Consider the following 25078-nt stretch of genomic DNA (forward strand, 5'->3'; position numbering starts at 1 on the left):
TTTACTGCGCCATCTCGGGCGGAACGTTTACGTCTTCGGCCAAGTTGTCAAAGCGCGTGAACATACCGTCAAAGCGCATGCGCACAATGCCCGTGGGGCCGTTACGCTGTTTGCCGATAATGATTTCCGCGACGTTCTTGTCGGGCGTTTCTTTGTTGTAGACCTCATCGCGGTAAATAAAGAGAATGACGTCGGCGTCCTGTTCGATAGCGCCGGATTCACGGAGGTCACTCATCACGGGGCGCTTGTCGGTACGCGCGTCCACGCCGCGGTTTAACTGCGAAAGCGCAATGACGGGGACGTCCATTTCCTTGGCGAGGCCCTTCAGTCCTCGGGAAATTTCCGAAATTTCGGCCGCACGGTTTTCGGCGGCAGCAGCGCGAGCCGACCCGCTCATGAGCTGCAGGTAGTCAACGACGATTAAAGACAAGGGCCCGGTCTTACGCACAAGGCGCCTTGCGCGGGCACGCAGTTCGTTTACCGTCAGGCCCTGCGTGTCGTCGATATAAAACGGGGCCTTTGCCATATTCGCGACCACTTCGGTGTAGTGCGACCAGTCGGTGTCATCAAACCGGGCGCGGCGCATTTTCTGCGCGTCGATGCGGCCCACGGAACTGATCAAGCGCTTCGCGAGCTGCACCGAGGTCATTTCCATGGAAAATACCGCCACGGGCATTTTGAGTGAAAGCCCCGCGTACTCTGCGATATTCAAGGCAAAAGACGTCTTACCCATGGAGGGACGCCCCGCGACGATGATGAGATCCCCCTTTTGCAGCCCCGAAGTCATGCGGTCCAATACCGTAAAGCCGGTGGGAAGCCCTGTGACGTCATCACTGCTTTTAATCTGGTAAAGGGCCTGCAGTTCGCGCGTGACGTCTGCGGCCAGTTCATTTAAGACGCGGAAACCCTTCTTACCCTTGTTGGACTTTTCGTCAATGGCAAAGACGACGCTCTGGGCCTGGTCAAGGAGCTGCGAGACGTCCCCGGTCTGAGGGGCAAGCGCTGAGGTGGCGATCTGGTCGCCCGCGGTCACCAGCTGCCGCAGAATCGAGCGGTCACGCACGATTTCAGCGTAGCGGCGAATGTTGGCCGCGGAGGGCGTGCCGGTCGCGAGGTTTGAAAGGTACGCCAAGCCCCCTGTTTCCTGGGCTTTGCCTTCGCTGTCTAAAGCCGTAAAGACGGTCACGACGTCGGCGGGCTGACCGGCCGTGCACATCTGCTGAATCTTTTCGTAGATGAGGCGGTGATCGTGCCGGTAGAAGTCGTCCGGGCCGATGACGTCGGCAACGAGGTCAAAGGCGTTGTTGTCAAGCAGAAGGCCCCCAAGAACACTCTGCTCGCTTTCAATTGACTGCGGGGGGCGGCGTACGGACGCTACTTCCGTATCCGCATTTTCAACGGGGATCGCCCCCAAATCCATATCGTCCATCATCACTCCAGACTCGGTCTTCTTTTCTTTCGAGGCCGCTATCTTATCCGACTCAAGGCCCCTGCTCAATCCGTATTTTTCCAATTTTTTCAAGGCAAAAGAAAACCGGTTCATTTCGCCGGGCCGTCGAAAAAAGACAGCCTGCAAAACAAACCGGTTTGCAGTGCCGGGGCACGTCTGAGACGCGCCCCACACTAAGCAAGAACCCCGAGGGCTTCTTACTCTTCGGCCACCACCTGGACGGTGACGTCGGCGGTGATGTCGGTCATCAGACCGATGGTGATCGTGAAGTCGCCCACGGCCTTGATGGCGCCGAGCGGCGTACGGACCTGGCTCTTCTTGATCTGGAAGCCGAGCTTGTCAACCGCTTCAGCGATGTCAGCGTTCGTGACGGAACCGAACAGACGGCCGTCAACACCGGCCTTGCTCTTAATCACAACGGTCTGACCGTTGAGCTTGGAGGCCACGTCCTGAGCCGCAGCGATGCGTTCAGCCTGGGCCTTTTCGAGTTCGGCACGGCGGGCTTCGAATTCAGCGATGGCGGCCTTGGTGGCGCGCTTGGCGTGACCCTGAGGAATCAGGAAGTTACGGGCGTAGCCGTCCTTGACCTTAACGACAGCGCCGAGTTCACCGAGGTGAGTAATTTTTTCGAGAAGAATGACCTGCATGATTAACGCGTCCCCTGGTTATCGGTGTAGGGCAACAGAGCGAGGAAGCGGGCACGCTTGATCGCGGTGTCGAGCTGACGCTGATAGTGCGCCTTGGTTCCGGTCAGGCGGGCCGGCATGATCTTGCCGTTTTCCTGAATGAAATCACGCAACGTATCGATGTCCTTGTAGTCGATCATTTCGACGTGTTCGGCCGTGAAGCGGCAGAACTTCTTGCGCTTAAAGAGAGCGCTCTGCTGGTTGCTGCGGCGGGGCTTGCCCTTACCTTTTGCACCAAATGCCATTTTTCAACTCCTAGTTTTTGAATTCCGTTATGTGAACAACGAGTCTTTGTGTCCTGACCGACCGCGGCGAAAGAAACCCTTTGATTTGAATTGCCTTACCTGTTGCTGTCTTTGCCAGGGCAAGAGCCGCTTCGGCAAAGGCAATCGCGGGAAAGTCAAATTCGAGCTTTCTCACCGCTCCGGCCTCGAAAACCTCGGCCGTGTGATGCAGGCGCCCTTCCCAGACGGGGATACCGCCCGGCGTGTAGCGCAGCTCGCGGGCTTCGACGACAACACCGGAAATTGCAAGGGTGTTGATGCCGCAGGCCTTGGTGGTTTCAGTCACTGAGCCTCTTTGTTCTTAATCCGTTATCAGGCCTCGGTTGCGGCGGCTTCGGCAGCCGGAGCAGCTTCAGTTTCGCGGGCAGCGGCGGCTTCAGCAGCAGCGGCAGCCTTGCGGGCCTCATCCTTCTCAACCGTCTTCATCATGACGGAGGGAGCCGTTTCGGCCTTCTTCATCTTGACGGTGAGGTGACGCAGAATCGCGTCGTTGAAGCGGAATCCGTTTTCGATCTCAGCAAGCGTTTCGCTCGTGCACTCAATGTTCATGAGCACGTAGTGAGCCTTCACGAGCTTCTGGATTGGATAAGCGAGTTGACGACGGCCCCAGTCTTCGATGCGGTGAACATTACCGCCCTGTTCGAGGATGAGGGACTTGTAGCGCTCGATCATCGCGGGGACCTGTTCGGACTGATCCGGGTGCACGATGACGCACAGTTCATAATGACGCATTGATTCCTCCTTACGGAAATAAGCTGCCCGAGCGTCGTATCGGTGCAGCAAGGATGCGAAAACGCGATATTGTAGACAGGTTTAACCCGAAAAACAAGCGTCTAAACCCTGTTTTTCTTTGCTTTTGCTTCTTTCTCCGTCTGCGTCAACACAGCCGCAGATCGCCCGCCGCACGCGCCCTGCGCGCGGATTATGATTTCTAGGTAAGCATCTTTACCGAGGGACTGCGGCGGCGCGTATGCCGCCCGTACTCCCCGTTTTCGCAAAGTAAGGAGAATCCATGTTGTTTCGTCAGACTCTTTTAGCAGCCGCCGTCGGTCTTATGTCCGCCGCTGCCGTTGCCGCTCCCGTCACCACGCAGGGTACGGGCGTCGGTAAACACGGTGACATGACGGTTGCCGTCACCTTTGATAACGGCCGCATTCAGGCGATCGAGATCGTGAAGGAAGCCGAAAACCCGGTGCTGGCCAAGAAGGTCTACACCGACCTGAAGGCAGCTGTGATCACCTCAAACAGCGCCGACCTGGATGCAATCTCCGGCGCCACCTTCTCCTCGAAGGGCTTTCTTGATGCCGTCAAAGACGCCGCCAAAAAAGCCGGCGTGACGCTCTCCAAAGCCGACGCCAAGGCCATTAAGAAGGTCGTCAAAAACATCCCCGCCGTCAGTAACTACGACGTCGTCGTGATCGGCGCGGGCGGCGCCGGGTTCTCCGCCGCCATTGAAGCAAAGAACGCCGGTGCCAACGTTGTGCTTCTGGAAAAGATGCCGGCCGTGGGCGGCAACTCCCTCATTTCGGGCGCCGAAATGAATGCCGCGCGCAACTGGGTGCAGCCCAAACTCGGGATCCTGGACGACAGCGCCGAGCGGCACGCCGCCGACACCTTTAAGGGCGGTGACAAAAAGGGCGACATGAAGGTCATTAACGTCATGACTGCCAACGCCCTTGACGCCGCCAAGTGGTGCCGCGACTACCTGGGCGTGCGTTTTGAAGACGACAACCTCTTTTTCTTCGGCGGCCACAGCCGCAAGCGTGCGCTGATTCCGGTGGGCCACACGGGCACGGAATTCATTGCGAAATTCCAGGCCAAGGCCGATGAACTCGGGATCCCGGTGATCACCGACATGAAGGCCGAAGAACTCATCAAGGATAAGACCGGGCGCGTGGTGGGCGTAAAGGCCACCTCGCACGGCGCAACCTACACCTTTAACGCCAAGGGCGGCGTGGTGCTGGCTACCGGCGGCTTTGGTGCCAACAAGGCAATGGTCAAGAAGTACAACCCCAAGATTGATGAACGCTTTAAGACCACAGACGCCCCCGGCACGACCGGTGAAGCGCTTTATATGGCCAAGCGCGCCGGCGCCCAGCTCGTGAACATGGGCTACATCCAGACCTACCCGATCTGCGACCCGATCTCTGGCGTCATTGAATTGATTGCCGACAGCCGCTTTGACGGCGCGATTATGCTGAACCAAGAAGGCAAGCGCTTTGTGGAAGAGCTCGAACGCCGCGACGTGTTGTCTGAAGCCATTTTGAAGCAGACCGGCAACTACTGCTGGGTGCTCTGGAACGACAACATCGGCAAGATCTCCAATACCGTCAAGGAACACCCGACCGAATACGAAGCCTTCACGAAGCAAGGCATCATGGCCACGTGCCCGGACTTAAAGTGCATCGCCGACTTCACAAAGATGCCCTTAAAACAGCTTGAGAGCACCGTCAAACGTGTCTCCTCGATGGCCGGCAAAGGTAACGACAAGGACTTCCATCACAGAGGCGGCTTGATGGACATGAGTGAGGGCCAGTACTACGTGATTAAGGCCGTTCCCTCCACCCACCACACGATGGGCGGCGTGAGAATCAACGAAAAGGCACAGGCTCTCACCGCCAAGGGCCAGGTGATTCCGGGCCTTTGGGCAGCCGGTGAAGTCACGGGCGTCACCCACGGCACGAACCGCTTGGGCGGTAATGCCTACACCGACATCATCGTCTTCGGACGTATTGCCGGTGAAGCCGCGGCCTTTGAAGCGGCGGCACGTTCCGCCAAGTAATGCGGCACATGTAACGCGGGGCTAACGTCCCGCACGCCCCCCGGCAACCGGACATTTTCGGCTGCCGGGTTTTTCTTTGCGTTTTCTCTTTGTGTTGATTTTTTCCGCGGCTACTTAGTGGTGCTTCGGCAGAAAAATTCCGGTCAGTAAGAAAAAACGGCCGGAAAGGAATCACCGAACACGAATGATTTCCGGCAACGAAACACAGGAGAAAACACCATGGCTCAAAAAGTCACCGTCTCGCGCCGCACACTGCTTCAGGGCACGGCCGCCGCTGCCGCGGTCTCTGCGCTCCCCCACGCTGCCGCAACGGCTGAGGCCTCCGAAGACACGGCCCACATCCGCGACTTTGCAATGATCGAAAAGTTCTACGCGGAGTTCCCCAAGCGCATGGCGCGCGTGCGTGCGGTTTTAAACCGCCCGTTGACGCTCACGGAAAAGATCATCTACACGCACCTTTACCATCAGGATGCGATGAAGGACTTTGCCCGCGGCAAGGACTACATTGAACTGCGTCCGGACCGCGCGGGCACGCACGACATCGGCGGCCCGATGGCGATCATTCAGTTTCTGACCTCGAAGAAAGAACGCATTGCGCTTCCCGCGGCCATGGTGTGCGACCATCTCGTGCAGGCTAACCGCGGCGCCATTCCGGACCTGAAGGTTGCCGACAAGGGTAACTGGGAAACGTACTCTTTCCTGCGCACGGTTTCGGGCCGCTACGGCTTTGACTTCTGGCCCGCGGGCTCCGGCATCTGCCACCAGGTGTTTCTGGAAAACTACGACTTCCCGGGCGGCATGATGCTTGTCACGGACAGCCACACGCCCACGGCCTGTGGTCTCGGGATGCTCGCCATCGGTGTGGGCGGCGCCGACCTCGTTGATGCTCTGATGGGCATGGAATGGGAACTCAAGATGCCGAAAATCATCGGCGTCAAGCTCACCGGCAAATTAAACGGCTGGGCTTCTCCCAAAGACGTGATTCTGAAGGTCGCCGGGATCCTCACCACCAAGGGCGGCACGAACTGCGTGATTGAATACTTCGGCGACGGCTGCAAGAACTTGTCTGCCACCGGCAAAGCCACGATCGGCAACATGGGTGCGGAAGTGGGCGCCACGACCACGGTCTTCGGTTACGACGACGCGATGAAGCGCTACCTCACCGCCACGGGCCGCGCGGCGGTTGCTGCGATGGCAGATAAAGTCGCCAAGGACCTGCAGGCTGATGACGCCGTTGTCGCCAACCCCGAGAAGTACTACGACCGCGTGATCGAAATTGATCTCTCGACGCTTGAACCCTACATCAACGGACCGTTCTCGCCGGATGCGAAGATGCCTTTGTCGACGGTCGCTCAAACCGTGCGTGAAAAGGGGTATCCGCAGAAACTCGAGGTGGCCCTCATCGGCTCCTGCACGAACTCGTCTTATGAAGACATCACGCGTGCGGCAAGCGTTGCCAAGCAGGTTTTGGATAACGGCCTCACCTTAAAGACGCCCCTCATGGTTGTGCCGGGCTCTGTACGGATTTTTGAAACGTTAAAGCGCGACGGCGTGCTTGACGTCTTTGAAAAATTGAACGCCACGGTTTTGGCAACCGCCTGCGGTCCCTGCATCGGCCAGTGGCACCGCACGACCGGCAACCCCAAGGTTCCGAATTCCATCATCGAGTCCTTTAACCGTAACTTCGCCGGCCGCAATGACGGGAGCAAAAAGACAAACGCGTTCCTCGCGTCCCCCGAAATCGTGATGGCGATGGCCATTGAGGGTGACCTCACCTTTAATCCCCTGAAGGACTCTGTGCGCGGCAAAAACGGCATGAACTACACCCTCAAAGTCCCGCAGGGAGAAGAGCTCCCCGTGAAGGGCTTTGTGAAGGAAGTGAAGGGCTGCATTCTCCCCGACTACAAGAAGGTGGAAATCAAGGTGAGCCCCGATGCTGAACGCATCCGCCTGCTTGATCCCTTCCCCGCCTGGGACGGCAAGGACATGACGGCGCTGCCGCTTCTCATTAAAGCCAAGGGTAAGTGCACGACCGACCACATCTCCCCGGGGGGCAAGTGGCTTCCGTACCGCGGCAACATTGACCGGATTTCGGATAACCTCCTTGAACGTGCCGTAAACGCCTTTAACGGCGAAACCGGCAAGGTCTGGAATACGGCCACGAAGAGCTACGACACGCCCGCCAAGGTCGCGCGCTACTACAAGAACCACAAGATTGCGTCCGTGATTGTGGGCGACGACAACTACGGCGAAGGCTCAAGCCGCGAACACGCCGCCATGGAGCCGCGCTACCTGGGCGTTGAAGTGGTGCTCGCGAAGAGCCTTGCGCGAATCCATGAATCCAACCTCAAAAAGCAGGGTGTGCTTGCATTGACCTTCGTGAACCCGGCCGACTACGACAAGATCCGTGAAAAGGACCGCATCTCGGTGCTGGGGCTTAAGAACCTCGCTCCCGGGAAGACCGTCACCGTGGAACTCACCCACGAAGACGGAACAAAAGAACGTTTTGAAGCCGCGCACTCCTATAACGCCAAGCAGCTGACGTGGTTCCGTGCGGGCTCGGCCTTAAACGCTCTTCGCGCATAAAAAGAGAGAAAAGCTCCTCCACAAAAATCCCGTGCTCTGACAAAGACTTCTCCTGCCGGCACGGGATTTTTCTTCAGGCAGGTCTTTACCGTTTAAAAGTAAAGACCTGCCTCTTTTTATGCCTGAAGAAAGAACAAAAGCCGATACTTCGCGCCGCAAGGAGGATGTAAGGTTTTTTGTGTCCAGGCGACAATAGCGATTCCGACGACGGTTGGTGCCTTGACGTCTGCGGCTCGCGGTGCGGCGTCTCAGACGATGGCTTCCATCGAGTCTCAGGCGAATGCGGCAATCACGGGCTTGTGGGCCGATGCGAGCTACGGCAAGACCGATTTTGATGCATATCGCACTGATCGTAGCGGCCTGCTCTTCGGCGTTCAGGGGTCAACTGAAACCCTCACGCTCGGTGCGGTTCTGAGCGCAGGTACGGGCAATGTCAAGAGCGACAGTCTTGTTTCTCAGGACTGGAACGACGTTGGCGGCCCGGTTTACGGTGCTTATCGCTTCGGCCCTGCGGCTCTCACGGCCTCGGCTTTGTACGAACGCCACGAGGGCAAGGCACAGGGACAGAAGCGTCATGCAGACGTTCTTGGCGCATCGCTGAAGGTGCCCGCTGATGCGGCGCTTGGCGGCATGACCGTGACGCCGTATGCGGGCTGGCGTGTGATCGACGTTGATCATGCCGATGCTGAGGATCGCGTCGTCGTGCGTAAACAATCCCCCGTCTGAAGACGGGGGCTTTATTGTAACCGCATCACACGGCCCAACATAAGGCTGGTTTACATCAGCCCCTGTGCTGACAGCTGTCGGCACAGACCCTGCAGGTTGCGGCTCGCATTCAAGTCGCTGTGCGCAAGGTGACCACATTGGCTGCATCGGAACCCGTGCTTATGGCGTTTGCCCGGTGCCCCGCACTGTGAGCATGTCTGGCTTGTATAGCGCGGATCCAGGAAAACACACCGGATTCCAGCGGCTGCCGCTTTGTAAACAATCATCTCCTGCAACTCACGGAAAGACCAGCGGTGCAGTCGGCTTCTGATGCGTTTCCCGGCCTTGATGTGATCCCGGATATGCGTCAGGTCTTCCAGGGCGATTAACTTGATACCCCGCTTTGCGGCTTCCTGCACAATCTCTTTGCTTACAACGTTATTGACATGCGTCACATGGCGTCTTTCTCGGCCTGAGGCTTTTTTCAGGTGCTGTCTGGCACTCTGAGAGCCGTTGCGCTGAAGACGCTTTCTCTGACTCATATATCGGTCTCTTTTATCCTTTAATGCTCCTGCTTTCCAAATACGGCCCGTGCTGACGGCCGCAATATTGTTCTCGCCGACATCAATACCCATGATCTCGTCGGCTTTCAGATTCTTTAAATGCTCTTCGCCCGAACAACCTTGGGACTCCACAGCGATGTGAAGCTCCCAAAATGCTTCTTTCCGGCCTCTCCGGGGATGCAGAACAAGGTTGCACTCCTTACGCTTCCCCGAAGCCAGCAACTCTTTTTGAAAAGGGCCGGGGCACAGACGTGCCCGAATCCGACCGCTGATGGTTGAAATTGAAACAGTGCCGTCAGGGAAAAATGTCAGCGTGTTCTTGTCGACGTGAACCGAGGGGTGCCTGAACACCAGCGTCTTGAGCTTCTTGTCCTCACTTTTGAGCTGTGCCGGATGCTTGGCAAGCTCCGTCTTGTAGGCTGCCGACACCGAGCGGATGACGTTACAGGCATACTGGCTGCCGAGATCCGGAAATTTTGCCTTGATCTTGTCATAAACTGCGTGATGCAGCGTGAAACGCTGCCAAAGCCTCTTCGTGCGGTCCGCCGCTACTGTCGGAACTACAAAGTTACACACCTGCGCATAGAGTCTCTGCGTCGCTGCGAGCTTTTCGTGTGCTGCCGGATCGAGTAGTTCCAGCCGAACGCAGGCTGTGCGGACACACTTGCCGCTCCCTTCAACGCGCCTAACGCCGTCCGCGGATGTGTTCAGTCCTTTCGATGTAGCTTTTGATCGTTTCTGCACTGACACTGCCTGCTGTTCCGACGTAGTAAGAAGGCGACCAAAGATGGCCTGCCCAAAGTTCATTTTTGAGTTCCGGATGCCGCATCAGCAGCATCCTTGCACTGGCACCCTTCAATACTCTCACCGCGTCGGCAATGCTGACGGACGGCGGAAAACTGACAAACAGGTGCAGGTGATCCGGCTGAATTTCCAAAGAAAGTATCTCATACTTTCTTTCAGCGCATATACTTTCAAGCAACTCACGCAGAGACTGCGCAACACCACCCCTGAGAACGGATTTCCTGTACTGGGGGCACCATACCATATGGTAAGCTGTCTGATAGACGCAGTTTCTGCTGTAAACGATGCTTAGCATAGTGCGTATGGTACCAATTTTTTAAAATAAAAACAGCCGCGATTCCTCCCGCGTCTGAAGACGCGTGTTTCCTCGCGGAATTTCTATGAAAAAGCCTCGCCACTTTTGATTGTGGTCGAGGCTTTTTCTTATTTGACGCCGTTCAAAACCCAATATTTGTTCTTGTTCGGATTTTTTTCATTCTTCAGTTCAAGCAGCGCTTTTGTTTGGGTTTCACTTGTCTCGAAGGTGGCTTTGCCGTTGGCATCGTAAATCACGGTCAACGAGAACTTGGTCGCGTCGATGCGATGGTCCTTGTTGGATACATTGACATCCGCCTTGTCTGCGAGGAGTATGTCGATTTTTCCGCGACAGCTCTTGCCGTCTCGGCATCCACGCCATCCTTCTCGGCTGATGCGCCAAATGACGTTGCTGACGTCAAGACCTGCATTGGCCATGGCACCGGCAACGACGGCGGTAAGGGTGGTCTTGTAGTTTCCTGCTTCCGAATCCAACTCAGCGCCTGTGCCTCTGCCAAAGAGATCGGTCAGGCTCTTGTATGAGCCCAGATCCATCGGGTCATGGAACGCAGACTTGAACCAATCCACGAAGGCCATGCCGTCCGTGCGCGTGACGATCATTGAGCCCGGCGCATGAATGGAGCAGGCGACAGTGAAGTAGAAGCCCTTGTCGTTTCCTGCGGGAGTCGTTTTGATGGTAACGATGCCGCCGCTCGGGCAAGCGGTTTCCTTTTGACCTGCCGGATACATGTCATTAAGGATGTGTTGAGCCGAAGCAGCCGCCCCCGTCTGGGACTTGTAGTCGAAGATGCCGACATCCTTGCTGTAGCGGGCGAGCGTTTCCTGTTTTTCGATGGTGCTGGCAATGACCGCACGGTTGTGCTCGCATACCTTGACCCGTCCTGATTCCTGAAGGTCGAAATATTTCGGGATGGCGACGGCTGCGAGAATGCCAAGCAGAACGAGCACCAGAACGATTTCAATCATCGTGAAGCCCTGCTTGCGGGGCTGAGGAAGGAGGGTGGTAGCGGGGGGTTTTGTTGGAATAGAAATGGCCGACATGGAGTGGAGCGGGCATGAGAGTTGCAATCCTTTGAGGATACGCAATTTTGGTCTCGAATGCTCTCCCAGTGAGGCGGTTTTGATGGATTTTTTTAGATGCTGCCTGCTCTGTTCCTCCTGGACGGCACTTCTTCCAAGTCAGAATCACAGGGGCTCGGTTTCGGATGTGCTTCCTCTTTGCAAACACGGAATCCCCGGGCGGGGGAACGGGAGATTTCCAGAAAGCAGGATTTGCTTTCTAGCGCGTCGGAGGGGCGTTGTAAGACTTTCCTTCCTGATTACCGTAAAGATCAACATGCGTGGAGTCGACATCAATGATCAGTGCCGGAGTCTTCCTGGCCCCGGCCCTGGGAAAGATGCGATGCTTTCGGTTGGCCCGAAGCAGTGCGTCCAAAAAACAGCAGTTGAGGCGATCAAGATCGTGTCGGGTTATTGAGTTTTCAAATCTGCAGAGGGTTGAGCTGCCTGCAGCATCATTAACCCCGAGTGCGGAAAGAAAGCCTTCGTCTTCTGTGATGACGTCGTGGTCAGCCAAATCCTCAAATCCGCAGATCGGCGACGGGCAGCAGCCCCGTCATCATGGTGGCGACAAACCGCCCGTTGGTGATCTGCACGCTGCGGCCGACCCCATCAGTTGTTGCTGTTTGAGTTGAATTCATGAAAAGGTCTTTTGTTTTGTTTTTTGTGGTAGAAAAATATTAACAGAAAGACCTTTTTTCTTTATTAAAATCAGAATTTAAGCAGCAAATTGAGTGCTGTTTTTTTCAGCGCTCATGCAAAATTCAGGGTAGCGTGTTCCGTTATATACCGTTTGACGGTCTCTGTATCAGCGGGGACTTCAACAGAATGCTGAGGCTTATCAAAAAGCCCGCGGTAACTTGCCGGAATTTCCGGTTCAAACCCAACGGCTTCTTTAATCGTTGCCGCAAACTTTGCGGGAAGCGCCGTTTCCAGGGTCATCATGGGGATACCCGCCCTCTGATGTTCGCGTGCGGCTTTGAGGCCGTCCGCGGTATGCGGGTCGATGAGGACCTTGTCACTCTTCCAGAGCCCGGCGATTGTCGCGAGGCGGTCGGCGTGCGTGCTTTTGCCGGAAACAAAGCCTGAGGCCTTCACGCGGGCAAATTCTTCAGCGGTCAGCGTAAAGCCGCCTTTTTCGGCCACATCGCGCCAGAGTTCCTTCACGCGCGCGGGATTGCGCACGACAATATCGAAGATATAGCGCTCGAAGTTACTCGCCTTTGAGATATCCATCGACGGGGAACTCGTCACATAGGTGTGCGCACTGTCACGCACGCGGTAGGTGCCGGTTTTAAAGAATTCATCGAGGACATCGTTTTCGTTCGTGGCCACCACAAGCTGCCCCAGAGGCAATCCCATTTGCTTCGCAATCCACCCGGCAAGGATATTTCCGAAGTTACCCGACGGCACCGTCACGTCCACCGTGTCACCGGGTTTAGCGGCCACCTGCAGGTAACCCGCAAAGTAGTAGACGACCTGAGCGGCCACACGCGCCCAGTTGATGGAATTCACGGTCCCGATACTGTGCGCGGCCTTATAGGCGTGATCGTTACTCACGGCCTTCACAATGTCCTGCGCATCATCAAATGTGCCTTTGACGGCAATATTGAAGATGTTTTTGTCCGCAAGCGTATACATCTGCGCGCGCTGAAAGGCGCTCATGCGGCCCGCGGGCGACAGCATAAAGACGCGGATTCCTTTCCTGCCGCGCATCGCGTATTCGGCGGCAGACCCCGTGTCGCCTGACGTTGCTCCGAGAATATTGAGCTCCTGCCCGGTCTTTGCGAGCAAATACTCAAAAAGGGCGCCGAGGTACTGCATCGCCATGTCTTTAAAGGCAAGCGTGGGGCCGTCGGAGAGTTCCAGAAGCCAGAGGTTCTCGGCGAGTTTTTTGACGGGCGTAATGCGCGCCGCATCCTCCCCCTCCCGGACGTTACAGTAGACGTCGGCGCGGTACACGGACGCCGTGAGTTTTTTAAGATCCGCCGCCGGAATATCATCCGCAAAGCGCGAAAGGATTTCGTACGCGAGTTCCGCGTACGTAAGTTCCTTAAAGCGCGCAAGATCTTCAACCGTCACTTGGGGGTACGTGGCTGGCATAAAAAGTCCGCCGTCCGCAGCCAGTCCCTTTAAAACAATCGAAGCATAGGTCGCGCCGTCGTTTTCACCGCGCGTGGAAAGGTAGGTCATCGCCATGGGTGTTTACCAGCCAATCAGTTGAGTTCTTCTTTACGCAAAAGGACAATGCGCGCGCAGACGCTCTCAAGCGCTTCAATCGCCGCCACGGCCTTACGCACGTTCCCCTCACGGGCCGAATGTGTCATCAGAACCACGTCGGTACGGTCTTCTCCGATCACCGCTTCCCGCTGCACGAGGCATTCAATCGAAATCGCGTTGTCGGCAAAGATGCGGGAGACTTCGGCCAAGACCCCGGGGCGGTCAACGACAGTGATTCTTAAGTAATAGGAACTCACCGTCTCGTCCATATCAAGCCACGCCACCGACGTGTCGGGCTCTGAAAACCCAAGCACCGGCACCTGGTGCTCTCGTCCGGCGTCAAGCATCCGCACGACGTCGAGCAAATCCGCGATCACCGCAGACGCCGTTGCCCGGCCGCCTGCGCCCGGGCCGTAGTAGAGGGTGCTTCCGACCGCGTCGCCCTTTACAACCACGGCGTTCATGACGCCGTCGACGTTTGCGAGGAGCCTGCGCATCGGGACGAGCGTCGGATGCACGCGCTGTTCAATGCCTTTGGCGGTACGCTTGGCAATCCCGAGAAGCTTGATGCGGTAGCCGAAGTTTTCAGCGTAGGCAATGTCTTCCTGCGAGAGCGTGCTGATGCCTTCCTCACTCACCTTTTCAAAGTTAATGGGGGTACCGAAAGCAATGGAGGAAATGAGCGACAACTTGTGCGCCGCATCCACCCCTTCCACGTCAAACGTGGGGTCAGCCTCGGCGTAGCCCGCCGCCTGTGCGGCGGCCAGGGCTTCGGCAAAACTCACCCTCTTTTCCCGCATCATCGTGAGAATGAAGTTACTCGTGCCGTTGATGATCCCGACCACCCACTCGATGCGGTTGGCGGCAAGACCTTCGCGCAGGGCCTTAATGATCGGAACGCCCCCGGCCACGGCCGCTTCATAGGCAACAATGACGCCCTTGGCGCGGGCGGCGGCGAAGATTTCGTTGCCGTGGTGCGCCAAAAGCGCTTTGTTGGCGGTAATGACGTGCTTTCCGGCGGCAATCGCGGCCAAGATGTAGCTTTTGGCCGGTTCAATGCCGCCCATGAGTTCGACCGCAACGTCAATTTCGGGGTCGTTTACGACCGCATGCCAGTCACCGGTCACGGTGGTTTCGGGGCCCACCTTGGCGCGGGCCTTCTCGAGACTGCGGCACACCACGGTCTTCACGCGAAACTGCACGCCGCTTCGCTGCGTCAAAACCGCCGTGTTTTCCTTTAAGACATCGTAGACGGCGCCGCCGACCGTGCCGAAACCGGCCAGACCGATCACCACGGAGCGCTTGGCTTCGTTTGCTTCACTCATCACAAAAACTCCTCGTCATTACCTTTGGCGGGGGTGCCGCCCGTGCGTGTTATTCGGCCTTGGCTTTTTTAAGCTGCGGATTAAACGCGTCCGGGTCAATAAGCCCGTCCTTACGGAACATCTGCTTGATGCCGTGCAGGGCCTGACGCGTACGGTATTCGTTTTCGATCAAGGCAAAGCGCACGTGATCGTCGCCGTACTCGCCGAACCCGATTCCGGGGCTCACGGCGACCTTGGCGTCTTCAAGAAGGCGCTTGGAGAATTCCAGGGACCCCAAATGCAGGTACGGTTCCGGGATCTTGGCCCAGATGTACATCGAGGCCTTCGGGCACTCCACGGGCCAGCCGATTTCGTTTAAGCCCTTCACAAGGAGATCACGGCGCTTCTGATACTTTTCGCGCACTTCCTCTACGCACGTCTGATCGCCTTCAAGCGCTTCAATGGCAGCGACCTGCAACGGCGTAAAGGTGCCGTAGTCGTGGTAACTCTTAATCCGCGCAAGGGCATGCACGAGATCCGGGTTACCGACCATGTATCCAAGGCGCCAGCCCGCCATGTTGTAGCTCTTACTCATCGTGAAGAACTCAACGGCAACGTCCTTGGCGCCCGGCACCTGAAGAATCGAAGGCGCCTTATAGCCGTCAAAGCAGATGTCGGCGTACGCAAGATCGTGCACGACCCAGACGCCGTAGCGCTTGGCGAGCGCCACCACTTTTTCAAAAAATTCCAGATCCACGCACTGCGCGGTGGGGTTCGAAGGGAACCCCAGAATCATCATCTTCGGGCGCGGCACGGTTTCCACGATGGCGCGCTCCAGTTCCTGCAGGAAATCCACGCCCGGAATCATTTTCACGGACCGGATGTCGGCGCCCGCGATAATGGCGCCGTAAATGTGGATGGGATACGAGGGGTTCGGAACAAGGACCGTATCGCCGCGGTCGCAGCAGGCCAGCATCAGATGCGCGAGCCCCTCTTTGGAGCCGATCGTGACGATTGCTTCCTTATCCGGATCGAGGTCAACGTCATAGCGCCGTTTATACCAGTTGCACATCGCCTTTCTGAGGCGCCAGATCCCTTTGGAGACAGAGTAGCCGTGGGTGTTTTCTTTTCTCGCCGACTCAATCATCTTGTCGACGATGTGCTGCGGTGTGGGACCATCAGGATTACCCATGGAAAAATCGATGATGTCCTCACCGCGGTGACGTGCTGCCATCTTGAGTTCGCCGGTGATGTTGAACACATAAGGGGGCAACCGTTTAATGCGCGGAAATTCGGTATTCATGATTTTTCCTTTTCTCAAAAAGTTCTGCTTAATCTCGTTGATTGGTGCGGGACAGGTGATCCCGTCCCGTGCAACTCTTAATCTACAGATTTTTAGACGTCTCGGGCGCGTGTTTTCTAAGTCAAAGTGCCTAAAAATCAGCATCTTCTGGCTTTCGGGCCGAAAAATATCTGTCTCTTTCCCTTGGCCGCCCGCTTTTGTTGTGCCGCAAAACCGTGCCGCTCCCGCCCAATTGAGGCAAAATCCGTCTCAATGCGGGTATTAAAGGCCCGCGCTGATGACAAAATTGGCGGAGACTAAAAATGAACGTCGGAGATAACCTCCTTCCCCTGACTGCCCCGAGCACCGCGGGCACCTTTGATTTGGCTGAGCACAAGGGCCGCTGGGTTGTGTTCTACTTTTACCCCAAGGACAACACCTCGGCCTGTACGCTGGAAGCGCGGACCTTTTCCTCAGCCAAAGACGAATTCGCCGCTGAGGGCTGCGACATCGTGGGCATCTCGCGCGACACCGTGGGCGTGCATCAGGGCTTTTGCAAACGCCAGGACCTCACCATTGAACTCGCAAGCGACAAGGAAGAAGTCCTCTGCAACCGTTTCGGCGTGATTAAAGACAAGATCATGTACGGAAAACCCTGCCGCGGCATTGTGCGCTCGACCTTTCTCATTGCCCCGGACGGGACGCTTGCCCGCGAGTGGAGAGGCGTGAAGGTCCCGGGCCACATCGAAGCGGTGCTTGCGGCCCTCAAGGACGCCAAAAAAGCCGCGAAGTAACGCGGACATACTTTTCACAACAAACCGGTAAACACCCGTCAACTACCCCTGACTGAAGTCAGAGGCTTGGCAACAAGTCTTGGTTGACTAGCCTCAGTCCATTTTCGGACGGACTCCGTTGGTTGGGAATCCGTTCCGTCGCAAGACGGGACGCAAACAGGCACCGCGGGATGTCGATCCTAGTCCCGCGCTCTGCGGTCTGCGGTTAAAAGCTCTGAGAGGTAGGAGCAGTGCTTCAGACAACAAACCCCTTCCAACATTGGCGAAGGATCACCACCGACCGCAAGGTCGAGCAGACGGAGCCCGTGAGGTATCCGTCAATGGAGAACACTTTGAAAGTTTTTGTGTTGAATATGCGCGGGCAACCGCTCATGCCGTGCTCCCCGCCCAAGGCGCGTAAGCTCCTTCGGCCGGGAAGGCCGTGCCTGTGCGCCGAACGCCCTTTGTGATTCAACTGACGGTGCCGACGGGCGAAACCAAGCAGCCGATCACCTTGGGTGTGGATGCGGGCTACAAGCACGTCGGCCTGAGCGCAACGACCGCCAAGGAAGAGTTGTTGGCTTCCGAGGTCGAACTGCGGCAGGACGTGACGGGCTTGCTCTCGGATCGCTTGGCACTTCGCCGCGCCCGACGCAACCGCAAGAGCCGCTACCGTGCGCCGCGGTGCGCCGTCTGGACGGTACAAAGATTTCTGCCGGTATTTCCTACAAGAAACTTTCGCTTCTTGAGAAGCGAAAGATGTTTTTAACTGAACTGAGAAAGGAGGACCGTGATTCCTCCCGCGTCTGAAGACGCGGGTTTCCTCGCGGAATTTCTATGAGCGTTTTTCTCTCCCAAATCCCCTGCTACGGCATCACGGCTGAAATGACCGAAGCGGGCGCGGACCTTGGCCGCAAGGCGTCCGACGTTATCCGCAGCTACTATCCGGCCCCGATCGGAGAGAAACTTCTCAAGACCAAGAAACTGCGCATCGTGCATCACTTTGATGCGCTTCCGGCACGCATTAAGTACGCCGCCGACAGTTCGGGCTTTGATCACGCCGCCTGGTTTGATGAGGAGGAAGACGCCGTGTGGGTGGACGCCCGTCACGCCGACGCCCCGGACTTTATGGCCGAAATCACGGCGTGCGCGGCCTTTGCCCGAAGCGAGCCCGATGATCCGGAACTCTCCGAGAGCCTCACCCGGCATCTCACAACGGCCGATCTTCTCGACATTGAAGGAACCGGTACCAAAAAGGTCACGGTCTTTCATCTGGTGGAAAAAACGCTTGCGGCCCTGGAAGGCCTCACGCCCGCAGATGCCCCTTACTATCAGACGCTCAGAGTTTACCGGCTCGCGTTGATCGGCCTCACGGACTTTCAGATTCCGATCGCGGAACTCTTGTCCGACAAAAAAGCGGCTGCCTGGATTAAGTCCCGCAAGCCCCCGAAACTCTCTGTTTTTGAAGAACTGCGGTTTTCTGCGGCCCTGGCGCTCATGCGCGTTAAGACTTGGGCAAAAGCTAAGGACGATGATGCCCCGGTCTTTATTCACCGCCAAAAGGTGAGGCCCGATCCCCTGGCGATTCCGGGTGTCCCCGCCCGCAACGTCGCAAGCTTCACCCAATCCGTCTTTCCGGCGCCCGAAGCCTTTTTCGGCGAAAAAGCCGCGGAAGAAATCGCCCGGACCACGGACTTTGTGGCGCCCGGCATCCGTATGGGTGACCCGGTGAATCACTGTCTTGACGTGAGTGACGTCGACCTTGAGCCCGCCGAGATCACGGAAGCAAGTAAACCCCTTGCGGGTTTTGACGTGCGGCCCTGGGCCTACTTTAAGGGCGAGTGCTGCCGCGGAGAGAAACTTGCGAAGGACTCGTTTTTAGCAGCCCTTTTCGGGCGCTTTTACGCGCCGCAGCTCAATGAATACGCCGACGGCGTCATCATTCCGAGAGCCACCGCCAAAGTCAGACGCAAGGCCGTTTTGACCCACGTGCAGGTGGCGCCGCGCCTGGACTGGGCGGAACTCACCTTCAGCTCCGGCAGCAAAAAAAGTGCGGCCGGGTGCTTTTTCACGGCGTTTGCGGGCCTTTGGTGCATGCAGGCCGGGAAATTAAGAGCCCGCACACCGGTAAACCTTGACCTCATTGTCTGGGCTGAAAAAGTTGAGGCGGTTTCCTCTGAAACGGGACTGAAGGCCTTTGCCCCCGCTGCAGGCGGCAAAACGTCGGATGCGTACGTTGCGGGCATTGCTGAGGTCACCGCCAGCAGCACGGAAGGCATTTTGGGCGGCGAAAAGTACCTAAGGCTGACCTGTAAGACGCATGCGACGGGGCGTCCCGCCGTGATTGACGTCCTCGTGCGAGAAAGCCTTTTTGCTGCGCCGGTGACAGAAAAGATGCGCGTGAAAATCACGGGGTGGCTCATTGCCGGGGAAATGGAACTCATCGACGCCGTGCCCGCTCAACTGCGTGACTTTCCGGAAAAAGACGACATGGTTGCTGAAGGCCTCTCGCATCCGGGCGTGCGGCGCAGACTACGCTTAAGAGGCACAACGCTTGATGTTCTGAAACTCGCCGCCTCAACGTCCGCACGCAATGTGCTTCTCCGCAGAAAGGTTTACGAAGGGCTCACGCACATTGCGCAGAAGTCGCCCGCGGCCCTGGCGATGGCCGCCATCATAAACCACAAGCACCACGTTGATACGCTCATTGAGGATGAGTTTCATTCTTACCGGGAACTGGGTCGTGCGGTACTTGCCGCGGTCCCGCAGGCCGCGGGGCTCCTGGGCTTTGCCCCGGACGTAAAACTCGGATTAAAGCGCCTTATCGGCGCAAATCTTGAGCGGCAGCTTTTCCTCTGGACCCGCATGCCCAAGGCACTCCTTAAGTATTCCATCCCCTTTAAGGACTATGCGCCCGGCACGATGAGTAAAGAGGCACAGATTGAACTTAATGTTCTCACGACTGCCGCGGGCCTGGGCGACATGTTTGTGCCGCGGGAAACCGCGCGCCGCATTGCGCTCGGAATCGGCACGCAGGCCGACAACGATCTTGCGCTTGAGATTTTGTCGCTTGCCGTTGAAACGCCCTCGGGGATGTTGGACGCCACAGCCTTTTCGACCCTGGGGCCCGAAAGCCTCTCAATGAGCGACACGGAGCTTGTGAAGCGCTTTAAGGCGCTCTGCCGGGAAGACGCTTCACCCAGGAATCTTCTGACGCTCGTTTTGGCGCTTGCGCGCGGCGGCCGTGAGGCCGATCCTCAGGCAATGCTTCTGGGGCTCAAAATCATTGAGTTCGTTTCGGAAAAAACGGCGCTCCCCGTGCTGCAGGACATCCGCTCGATCTTTGAAACGGGACTGACGCCCGAAGAGAAAAAAGAGTTCCCGACCTTTGACATCAAAGCGGCGTTAAATCTTGAGAGCCTGCCGGAACTTAACTTTGACAGCTTCACGACAACAGTGAGCGACCCCGCAGAGAGCATGCTCTTCAGTTACGCGGGGTTTGTCAAGGAACTCACGCAGGGGCGCGATGAGGCGGCGCTTTTTCAGTATCTCGACTTCATGATGGAGAACGCGGCTGCCTTTTCCGATCCCGTGATCCGACTGCAGAAAGAAGCCGAAGACTCTCCCTATGAATTCTGGCAGTGGGTGGACGCTGATACCGCGGAACATCCTGCGCCCGTGCCGCGGCTTTTGGTCGTGGCCGATAAGGTGCAGGGAGCTCACGCGCAAACCGGCGTCAAGGGCGCCATGCGCGGCATGTACCCCTTCTTTGCCGCGGGCACCGGGGCGCTCATCAAACCCATGAAAGCGATACAGACCGAAAACGAGGCAATGGGACAGTTTGTCACGGAACTCATGAGTCCCGCGGCCGATTCTGGCGCCGTGATCGTGCACGCTGTGGACGCCCTTTGGGCCGCCAACCGCCCGACCTATAAGCCCGGGACCTGGTGGCAGGCTCAGGTCGCGGGCATTGTCATGGACCTTGGCGCAGGGGCGGATGCCGCCGCCCGCAAAATGGCGGTGCAGGTCCCGAACTTCACGGAACTGATGCCCGGGATGCTCTTTCTGACGGGCCGCATCCTTGAAGTGAACGAACACTGGGCAAGCATTGCGGGTGTGGCGTTTGCGCGCATTTTGATGAAGCTTGAGGGAGAGCTCGCGTTTGACACCTTCCCCCTTTACTGCCCGCAGGCGATGTTTGATGAAAGCCGCAAAGTCGTCAAAGTCGCACCGGGCGAAATGTTCACCGCCGTCGCGATGCTGCAGCTTTATGTCACGCAGGAAGCCTATGCCGTTACCGATGCGAAGAAAACGCTGCATTAAGGCGCTTTCCGCGGTGCTTCTCACAGCGTTTGCCGCAGGCAGCGCTTCAGCAATCGAAAGCCGCCTCACTGAAGCCTTAAGCGCACCGAAGCCGCTGACGGTTTCTGCGGCAGCTCAAGACGCTGCCGCACTGGTGGGGGCGGCGCTTGCCTCCTCGGGCGAAGCCCTCTGGCGCCGTAACCTCGCGTCCTTTTTATCGGGGCGCCCCGCAGACGGCACAGCGGGCGGCATTGCCGCGCTGCGCACGGGGCTCACGACCTTCGGGTTTTCGCCCTCAGCCTTAACGCCCCTGCCGCAAACACTTAAGTCTGAGGACAAAGCAGGAACCCCGGTTTTGGCACTTCAAAACGGCGTCTGCGTGCGGCGGCCGGGAAAGCTCTCTGACGCCCCTGCCCTTTTGATTTCCGTTCCCGTGCGGCCCGGAACAGAAGCCGCGCAGGCCCTCTTATTTTCCCTTGCGCACGTCTGGCAGGAAAAAAGGGCGGCCGTGACCGCCTCACCCGTCTTCTTTTGCGGGTTTAAAGCTTCGGGCGACGCGGGCACGGCGGCCGCGCAGGAATTTGCGGAGGCAGCACAAAAAGCCCTCCCTGCGGGGCTTGCCGCACACATTGAACTCGCGGGCGACCCCCGCTGCTCATACGTGAACTTTTTGGGCTCTCATACGGTGACACTCACCCTTACCGACCGCAGGCTTCACTGGCAGGGGCGGGACACGGGTAAATCAACGGCCGCAGAGGCTCTGAAAAACCTCAAGACAACGCTTGCCTCCGTCACAACACCGTGGAGTGAAAACCGTGAGACGCCGCGCGTGGAAGTGAGGACCGGCGACGTGTCCTGCGCCGCAGGCGTCACGCAGTTTGTAAGGCCCGTCTGTTCCCTCCCCGTGACGATTCTGTCGCGCTCGCGCGTTGCAACGGACAAAACCCGCGAAAAGCTCCTCGCCGCCGCCTTTGCCGCCGTGGAAAAAATGAACGAGATCCGCGCGGGACGCAGCGACTTTGTGCTCGGGTTTGACAATGTTTCGCGCACCCTTCCCGCGGCCGGCGATCCCGCGGGGCCCGCACTTACTGCCTGGCAGGCGGCCTTTGCCGCCGTTTCACAAAGCGTGGTGTCAACGCGCTTTGTGACGGGCGCTGCGGGTCAGAGCGCCCATCAGGGGATAGCGTCGATAAAGCTCGGGGATGCTGCCCATCCCTTAAAAGACACCGCGGCCGATGACGCTTCGCTTCTCAAAGCCCTCACCGAAACCGTGACGGGACTTGACGTCCTTTTGACCGCGGAGAAAGCCCCATGAAGCTTTTTATCGCGGAAAAGCCGTCGCTTGCGAAAGCCATTGCCGAAGAGATCGGCGTGAAAAGCCGCTCCGGGGGTTCGATTGCCTGCAATAACGACACCGTCGTCACCTGGTGCTTCGGTCATCTTTTGGAGCAGGCTGAGCCCGATGAGTACCTCCCCGACGGCATTCCGCTTACGAGCAAAGGGAAAAAACGCTGGCGGCTCAAGGACCTCCCGATATTTCCGAAAGAATGGGTGGTGGAACCCAAAAACGATGCGGGCGTCACGCGCCAGTTAAAGCTGATCGGGGAGCTGATCGGACGGGCTGAAACGGTTGTGAACGCGGGCGACCCGGACCGTGAGGGGCAGCTTCTCGTTGATGAAGTGATTGAGCATTTCGGCTGCACAAAACCGGTGGAGCGCTTCTGGGTTTCCGCCGTTGACCCGGCGTCGATCCGCAAGGGCCTCAAAGACCTCCGGGAAAACGCGCGCTACGCCGGCATGCGCGACGCGGCACGGGCGCGCTCCAGAGCCGACTGGCTTCTCGGGATGAATCTTTCGCGCGCCTATACGCTTTTAAATAAGGTTCCCCAGGGGGAAAACAACCTCATCACCGTGGGGCGCGTGCAGACGCCGACGCTCACCATGGTCGCGCGCCGCGACTATGCCGTCCGTAACTTCAAACCCGTCCCCTACCTCGTGATCGGCGTGGTCCTCACGGCCAAAGACCGCACCTTTACCGCGCGCCACAAACCCCGTGACGACCAGAAAGGTTTGGACGCGGAAGGCAAGTACTTCATTAATCTCGATCTGGCCCGGGCACTTGCTGAAAAACTTAAGAGCGAAACCACCGCTACGGTAGTCTCTGCTGAAACCAAACGCCGGAAACTGCAGCCCCCCAAAGCTTATTCGCTTGCCGACATCCAGGTCGAAGCCAACCGGACTCTGGGGCTTTCCGCCGAAGACACCCTTAACATCTGTCAGTCGCTTTATGAAGTGCATAAGATCACGAGTTACCCCCGTACCGACTGCGGGTACCTGCCGGAATCCCAGCACGCCGAGGCCCCGGACGTTTTAAAGGCGATTGCAGCGACCTTCCCGGCGGCAGCCGCAGCCTGCGCCAAGGCTGATCCGAAATTGAAAAGCCAGACCTTTAACGACAAAAAGATCTCGGCCCACCACGGCATTGTGCCTGTAGCCAACACCGCGGACTGGTCGCGCCTTAACGACCGGGAAAAAGCGGTGTACCGGTTAATCGCCAAGCGCTACATCGCGCAGTTTTATCCGGTGCACACCTATGACGCCACCGAAATCGTCTTTACGATCGGCGGCGAAACTTTTACTTCCAAAGGCAAAGTCATTATCGACAAGGGCTGGAAGCTTCTTTACGAAAAGCCCGAAAAACCGGTGAAGGCTGAGGAGCCCAAAGACGCGGGTAAGACAGAATCCGCCGAAGACGATCAGACGCTTCCCAAACTCAAAAAGGGGGAAACGGCTCAAGTGAACGAAATCACCACGCGCGAAGACAAAACCAAGCCCCCGCTTTACTTTACGGAAGGTACGCTCATTGCCGCAATGGAAAACATCTGGCGCGCCTTTGAAGACGAAAATCTGCAAAAGCAGCTCAAAGACGCCGGAGGCATCGGGACACCCGCGACACGCGCCGCGATCATCTCAGAACTCAAACGCCGCGGGTTTCTCGAGACCGAAGGCAAAAAACTGCACTGCTCCACGGTAGGACGCAACCTTCTTTTAAAGGTAAGTCCCAAGATCCGCAGTGCGGTGATGACCGCGCGGTTTGAGGAAATGCTCAAAGAAGTTGAGGCCGGGAAGGCCGGTGTAAACGACTTTGTCGCACAGTACGAGGCCTTTATCCTCACGGAAATCAATGAGGCCAAACGGCAGGCCTGGGGTGATCCTTTTTAAAGGCGAATTCAGGCACGGCTTCCCGGCTTTTGTTCCTTTGAATTGCCTTGATTTTCCGTACGGCAGAATTTGCCCCGGACTGCATCTTTCCACTCTTCCGGATTGCTCGGAGCAACATCGGAATACCTGAGTTTTAAAGCAGAAAATCGACAAAACCAGTAACCACAAGGTCTAACGGCTGGTTTTGATTATTTTCTTGTTGTACTTCTACCGCTGTCCCAGTTCACGGAGCATGGGTACGGCGGAGCGATTGGTGGGGAAGCGGGTGCCGAGGCAGGAGGCAAGTTCCGGCCTCGAGCACACCCGAGGCGGCAGCGACAGGCCGCAGGCCTGCAGGATGTCAGCTTTGTGGTTGCGTGCTTTGCCGGCAACGTACTGAGCACCAAGTTCTTCTTCTGTCAGCAACTCATTTCCTTTGCGCAGCTTCGGACCAAAGCCGCACCGGTAGAAGGTGATTTGGTTGTCATCGATGATTTGAGCCATCACGGTTGAGTCGTGCAGTTCACGGCACAGTGTGTCAATGCTGATTGGCGTTCCCTGCTTTTTCAGTTTGTCCTGCAGCAGCCTCAGCAGCAACAGGGCCAGTACACAAGCCGTAATATGGCCGTAAATATGGCTGGAAGTCCAGACATACATCGGGCGCAAGCCGATGTTGGATTTCATGATCCGGAAGCACGTTTCAATCTGATTCAGGCAGTGGTACATCGAGGCGATTTCCTTGCCCGTTTTCAGTATCCGTTC

19 protein-coding genes and 2 pseudogenes are annotated in these 25078 nt (G+C 57.3%); 8 read left to right on the plus strand and 13 right to left on the minus strand.

What is annotated here, in order from left to right; genetic code table 11:
* Position 1 precedes the first annotated feature (1 nt).
* The 5 genes from dnaB to rpsF form a co-directional block, all read right to left on the minus strand.
* Positions 2 to 1432, minus strand: a complete 1431-nt coding sequence (gene dnaB, locus BQ7486_RS04370) for a replicative DNA helicase (protein WP_235836727.1) — start codon at positions 1430 to 1432, stop codon at positions 2 to 4.
* A gap of 215 nt (positions 1433 to 1647) precedes the next feature.
* The gene (gene rplI / locus BQ7486_RS04375) at positions 1648 to 2097 is read right to left on the minus strand and encodes a 50S ribosomal protein L9 (RefSeq protein WP_022372506.1); all 450 of its coding nucleotides are present in this window, start codon (positions 2095 to 2097) and stop codon (positions 1648 to 1650) included.
* 2 nt (positions 2098 to 2099) lie between these two features.
* On the minus strand, positions 2100 to 2381 hold the full coding sequence (rpsR, locus tag BQ7486_RS04380; protein WP_022372505.1) for a 30S ribosomal protein S18: 282 nt from the start codon (positions 2379 to 2381) through the stop codon (positions 2100 to 2102).
* Positions 2382 to 2391: 10 nt separating this feature from the next.
* Positions 2392 to 2706, minus strand: coding sequence for a primosomal replication protein N (gene priB / locus BQ7486_RS04385; RefSeq protein WP_235836728.1), 315 nt, complete (start codon positions 2704 to 2706; stop codon positions 2392 to 2394).
* A gap of 26 nt (positions 2707 to 2732) precedes the next feature.
* A complete protein-coding gene (gene rpsF / locus BQ7486_RS04390; protein ID WP_074009093.1) occupies positions 2733 to 3152 on the minus strand; it encodes a 30S ribosomal protein S6 in 420 nt (139 codons plus the stop codon).
* Between the two features lie 280 nt (positions 3153 to 3432).
* On the opposite strand from rpsF, the gene BQ7486_RS04395 reads away from it, so the two are divergent.
* From BQ7486_RS04395 to BQ7486_RS04405, 3 genes are all read left to right on the plus strand, one after another.
* Positions 3433 to 5202: a flavocytochrome c gene (locus tag BQ7486_RS04395; RefSeq protein ID WP_074009094.1), complete on the plus strand. Its 1770-nt coding sequence runs from the start codon at positions 3433 to 3435 to the stop codon at positions 5200 to 5202.
* A 219-nt stretch (positions 5203 to 5421) separates the two neighbouring features.
* The gene (locus tag BQ7486_RS04400; protein WP_084765666.1) at positions 5422 to 7788 is read left to right on the plus strand and encodes an aconitate hydratase; all 2367 of its coding nucleotides are present in this window, start codon (positions 5422 to 5424) and stop codon (positions 7786 to 7788) included.
* Between the two features lie 219 nt (positions 7789 to 8007).
* Positions 8008 to 8514 carry an autotransporter outer membrane beta-barrel domain-containing protein gene (locus tag BQ7486_RS04405; RefSeq protein WP_143183040.1) on the plus strand — a complete coding sequence of 169 codons (507 nt, stop codon included), beginning with the start codon at positions 8008 to 8010 and terminating at the stop codon, positions 8512 to 8514.
* A gap of 50 nt (positions 8515 to 8564) precedes the next feature.
* Here BQ7486_RS04405 and BQ7486_RS04410 read toward each other — a convergent pair whose 3' ends face one another.
* The 7 genes from BQ7486_RS04410 to alaC form a co-directional block, all read right to left on the minus strand.
* A complete protein-coding gene (locus BQ7486_RS04410; protein ID WP_235836729.1) occupies positions 8565 to 9632 on the minus strand; it encodes an RNA-guided endonuclease InsQ/TnpB family protein in 1068 nt (355 codons plus the stop codon).
* A gap of 109 nt (positions 9633 to 9741) precedes the next feature.
* A complete protein-coding gene (gene tnpA, locus BQ7486_RS04415; RefSeq protein WP_074009096.1) occupies positions 9742 to 10155 on the minus strand; it encodes an IS200/IS605 family transposase in 414 nt (137 codons plus the stop codon).
* Positions 10156 to 10283: 128 nt separating this feature from the next.
* Positions 10284 to 11216 (minus strand): prepilin-type N-terminal cleavage/methylation domain-containing protein, encoded by a 933-nt coding sequence (locus BQ7486_RS11415; RefSeq protein WP_084765668.1) that lies wholly within the window; start codon positions 11214 to 11216, stop codon positions 10284 to 10286.
* 238 nt (positions 11217 to 11454) lie between these two features.
* Positions 11455 to 11751 (minus strand): transposase, encoded by a 297-nt coding sequence (locus tag BQ7486_RS12480; RefSeq protein ID WP_162272234.1) that lies wholly within the window; start codon positions 11749 to 11751, stop codon positions 11455 to 11457.
* A 236-nt stretch (positions 11752 to 11987) separates the two neighbouring features.
* Positions 11988 to 13427, minus strand: a complete 1440-nt coding sequence (gene thrC / locus BQ7486_RS04430) for a threonine synthase (RefSeq protein ID WP_074009250.1) — start codon at positions 13425 to 13427, stop codon at positions 11988 to 11990.
* Positions 13428 to 13450: 23 nt separating this feature from the next.
* Positions 13451 to 14779 carry a homoserine dehydrogenase gene (locus BQ7486_RS04435; protein WP_074009097.1) on the minus strand — a complete coding sequence of 443 codons (1329 nt, stop codon included), beginning with the start codon at positions 14777 to 14779 and terminating at the stop codon, positions 13451 to 13453.
* A gap of 49 nt (positions 14780 to 14828) precedes the next feature.
* Positions 14829 to 16061 carry an alanine transaminase gene (alaC, locus tag BQ7486_RS04440; RefSeq protein ID WP_022372635.1) on the minus strand — a complete coding sequence of 411 codons (1233 nt, stop codon included), beginning with the start codon at positions 16059 to 16061 and terminating at the stop codon, positions 14829 to 14831.
* Between the two features lie 302 nt (positions 16062 to 16363).
* Between alaC and BQ7486_RS04445 the strand changes: the two genes are divergently transcribed.
* The 5 genes and pseudogenes from BQ7486_RS04445 to BQ7486_RS04465 all read left to right on the plus strand — a co-directional run bounded on the left by BQ7486_RS04445 (position 16364) and on the right by BQ7486_RS04465 (position 24337).
* The gene (locus tag BQ7486_RS04445) at positions 16364 to 16834 is read left to right on the plus strand and encodes a peroxiredoxin (RefSeq protein ID WP_022372636.1); all 471 of its coding nucleotides are present in this window, start codon (positions 16364 to 16366) and stop codon (positions 16832 to 16834) included.
* 371 nt (positions 16835 to 17205) lie between these two features.
* Positions 17206 to 17582 (plus strand): annotated as a pseudogene (locus tag BQ7486_RS04450) (RRXRR domain-containing protein).
* Between the two features lie 68 nt (positions 17583 to 17650).
* Positions 17651 to 21136, plus strand: coding sequence for a hypothetical protein (locus BQ7486_RS04455; RefSeq protein WP_074009098.1), 3486 nt, complete (start codon positions 17651 to 17653; stop codon positions 21134 to 21136).
* Complete coding sequence (locus BQ7486_RS04460) at positions 21102 to 22430, plus strand: hypothetical protein (protein ID WP_143183043.1); 1329 nt, start codon at positions 21102 to 21104, stop codon at positions 22428 to 22430. The genes BQ7486_RS04455 and BQ7486_RS04460 overlap by 35 nt, the downstream gene beginning before the upstream one ends.
* Positions 22427 to 24337 carry a DNA topoisomerase 3 gene (locus BQ7486_RS04465; RefSeq protein WP_074009100.1) on the plus strand — a complete coding sequence of 637 codons (1911 nt, stop codon included), beginning with the start codon at positions 22427 to 22429 and terminating at the stop codon, positions 24335 to 24337. Before BQ7486_RS04460 ends, BQ7486_RS04465 begins: the two co-directional genes overlap by 4 nt.
* A 207-nt stretch (positions 24338 to 24544) precedes the next feature.
* Here the strand turns inward: BQ7486_RS04465 and BQ7486_RS04470 are convergent.
* A pseudogene (locus tag BQ7486_RS04470) lies at positions 24545 to 25078 on the minus strand (hypothetical protein); the annotation flags it as partial.

Source organism: Duodenibacillus massiliensis (genome assembly GCF_900128485.1).
Classification (GTDB): domain Bacteria; phylum Pseudomonadota; class Gammaproteobacteria; order Burkholderiales; family Burkholderiaceae_F; genus Duodenibacillus; species Duodenibacillus massiliensis.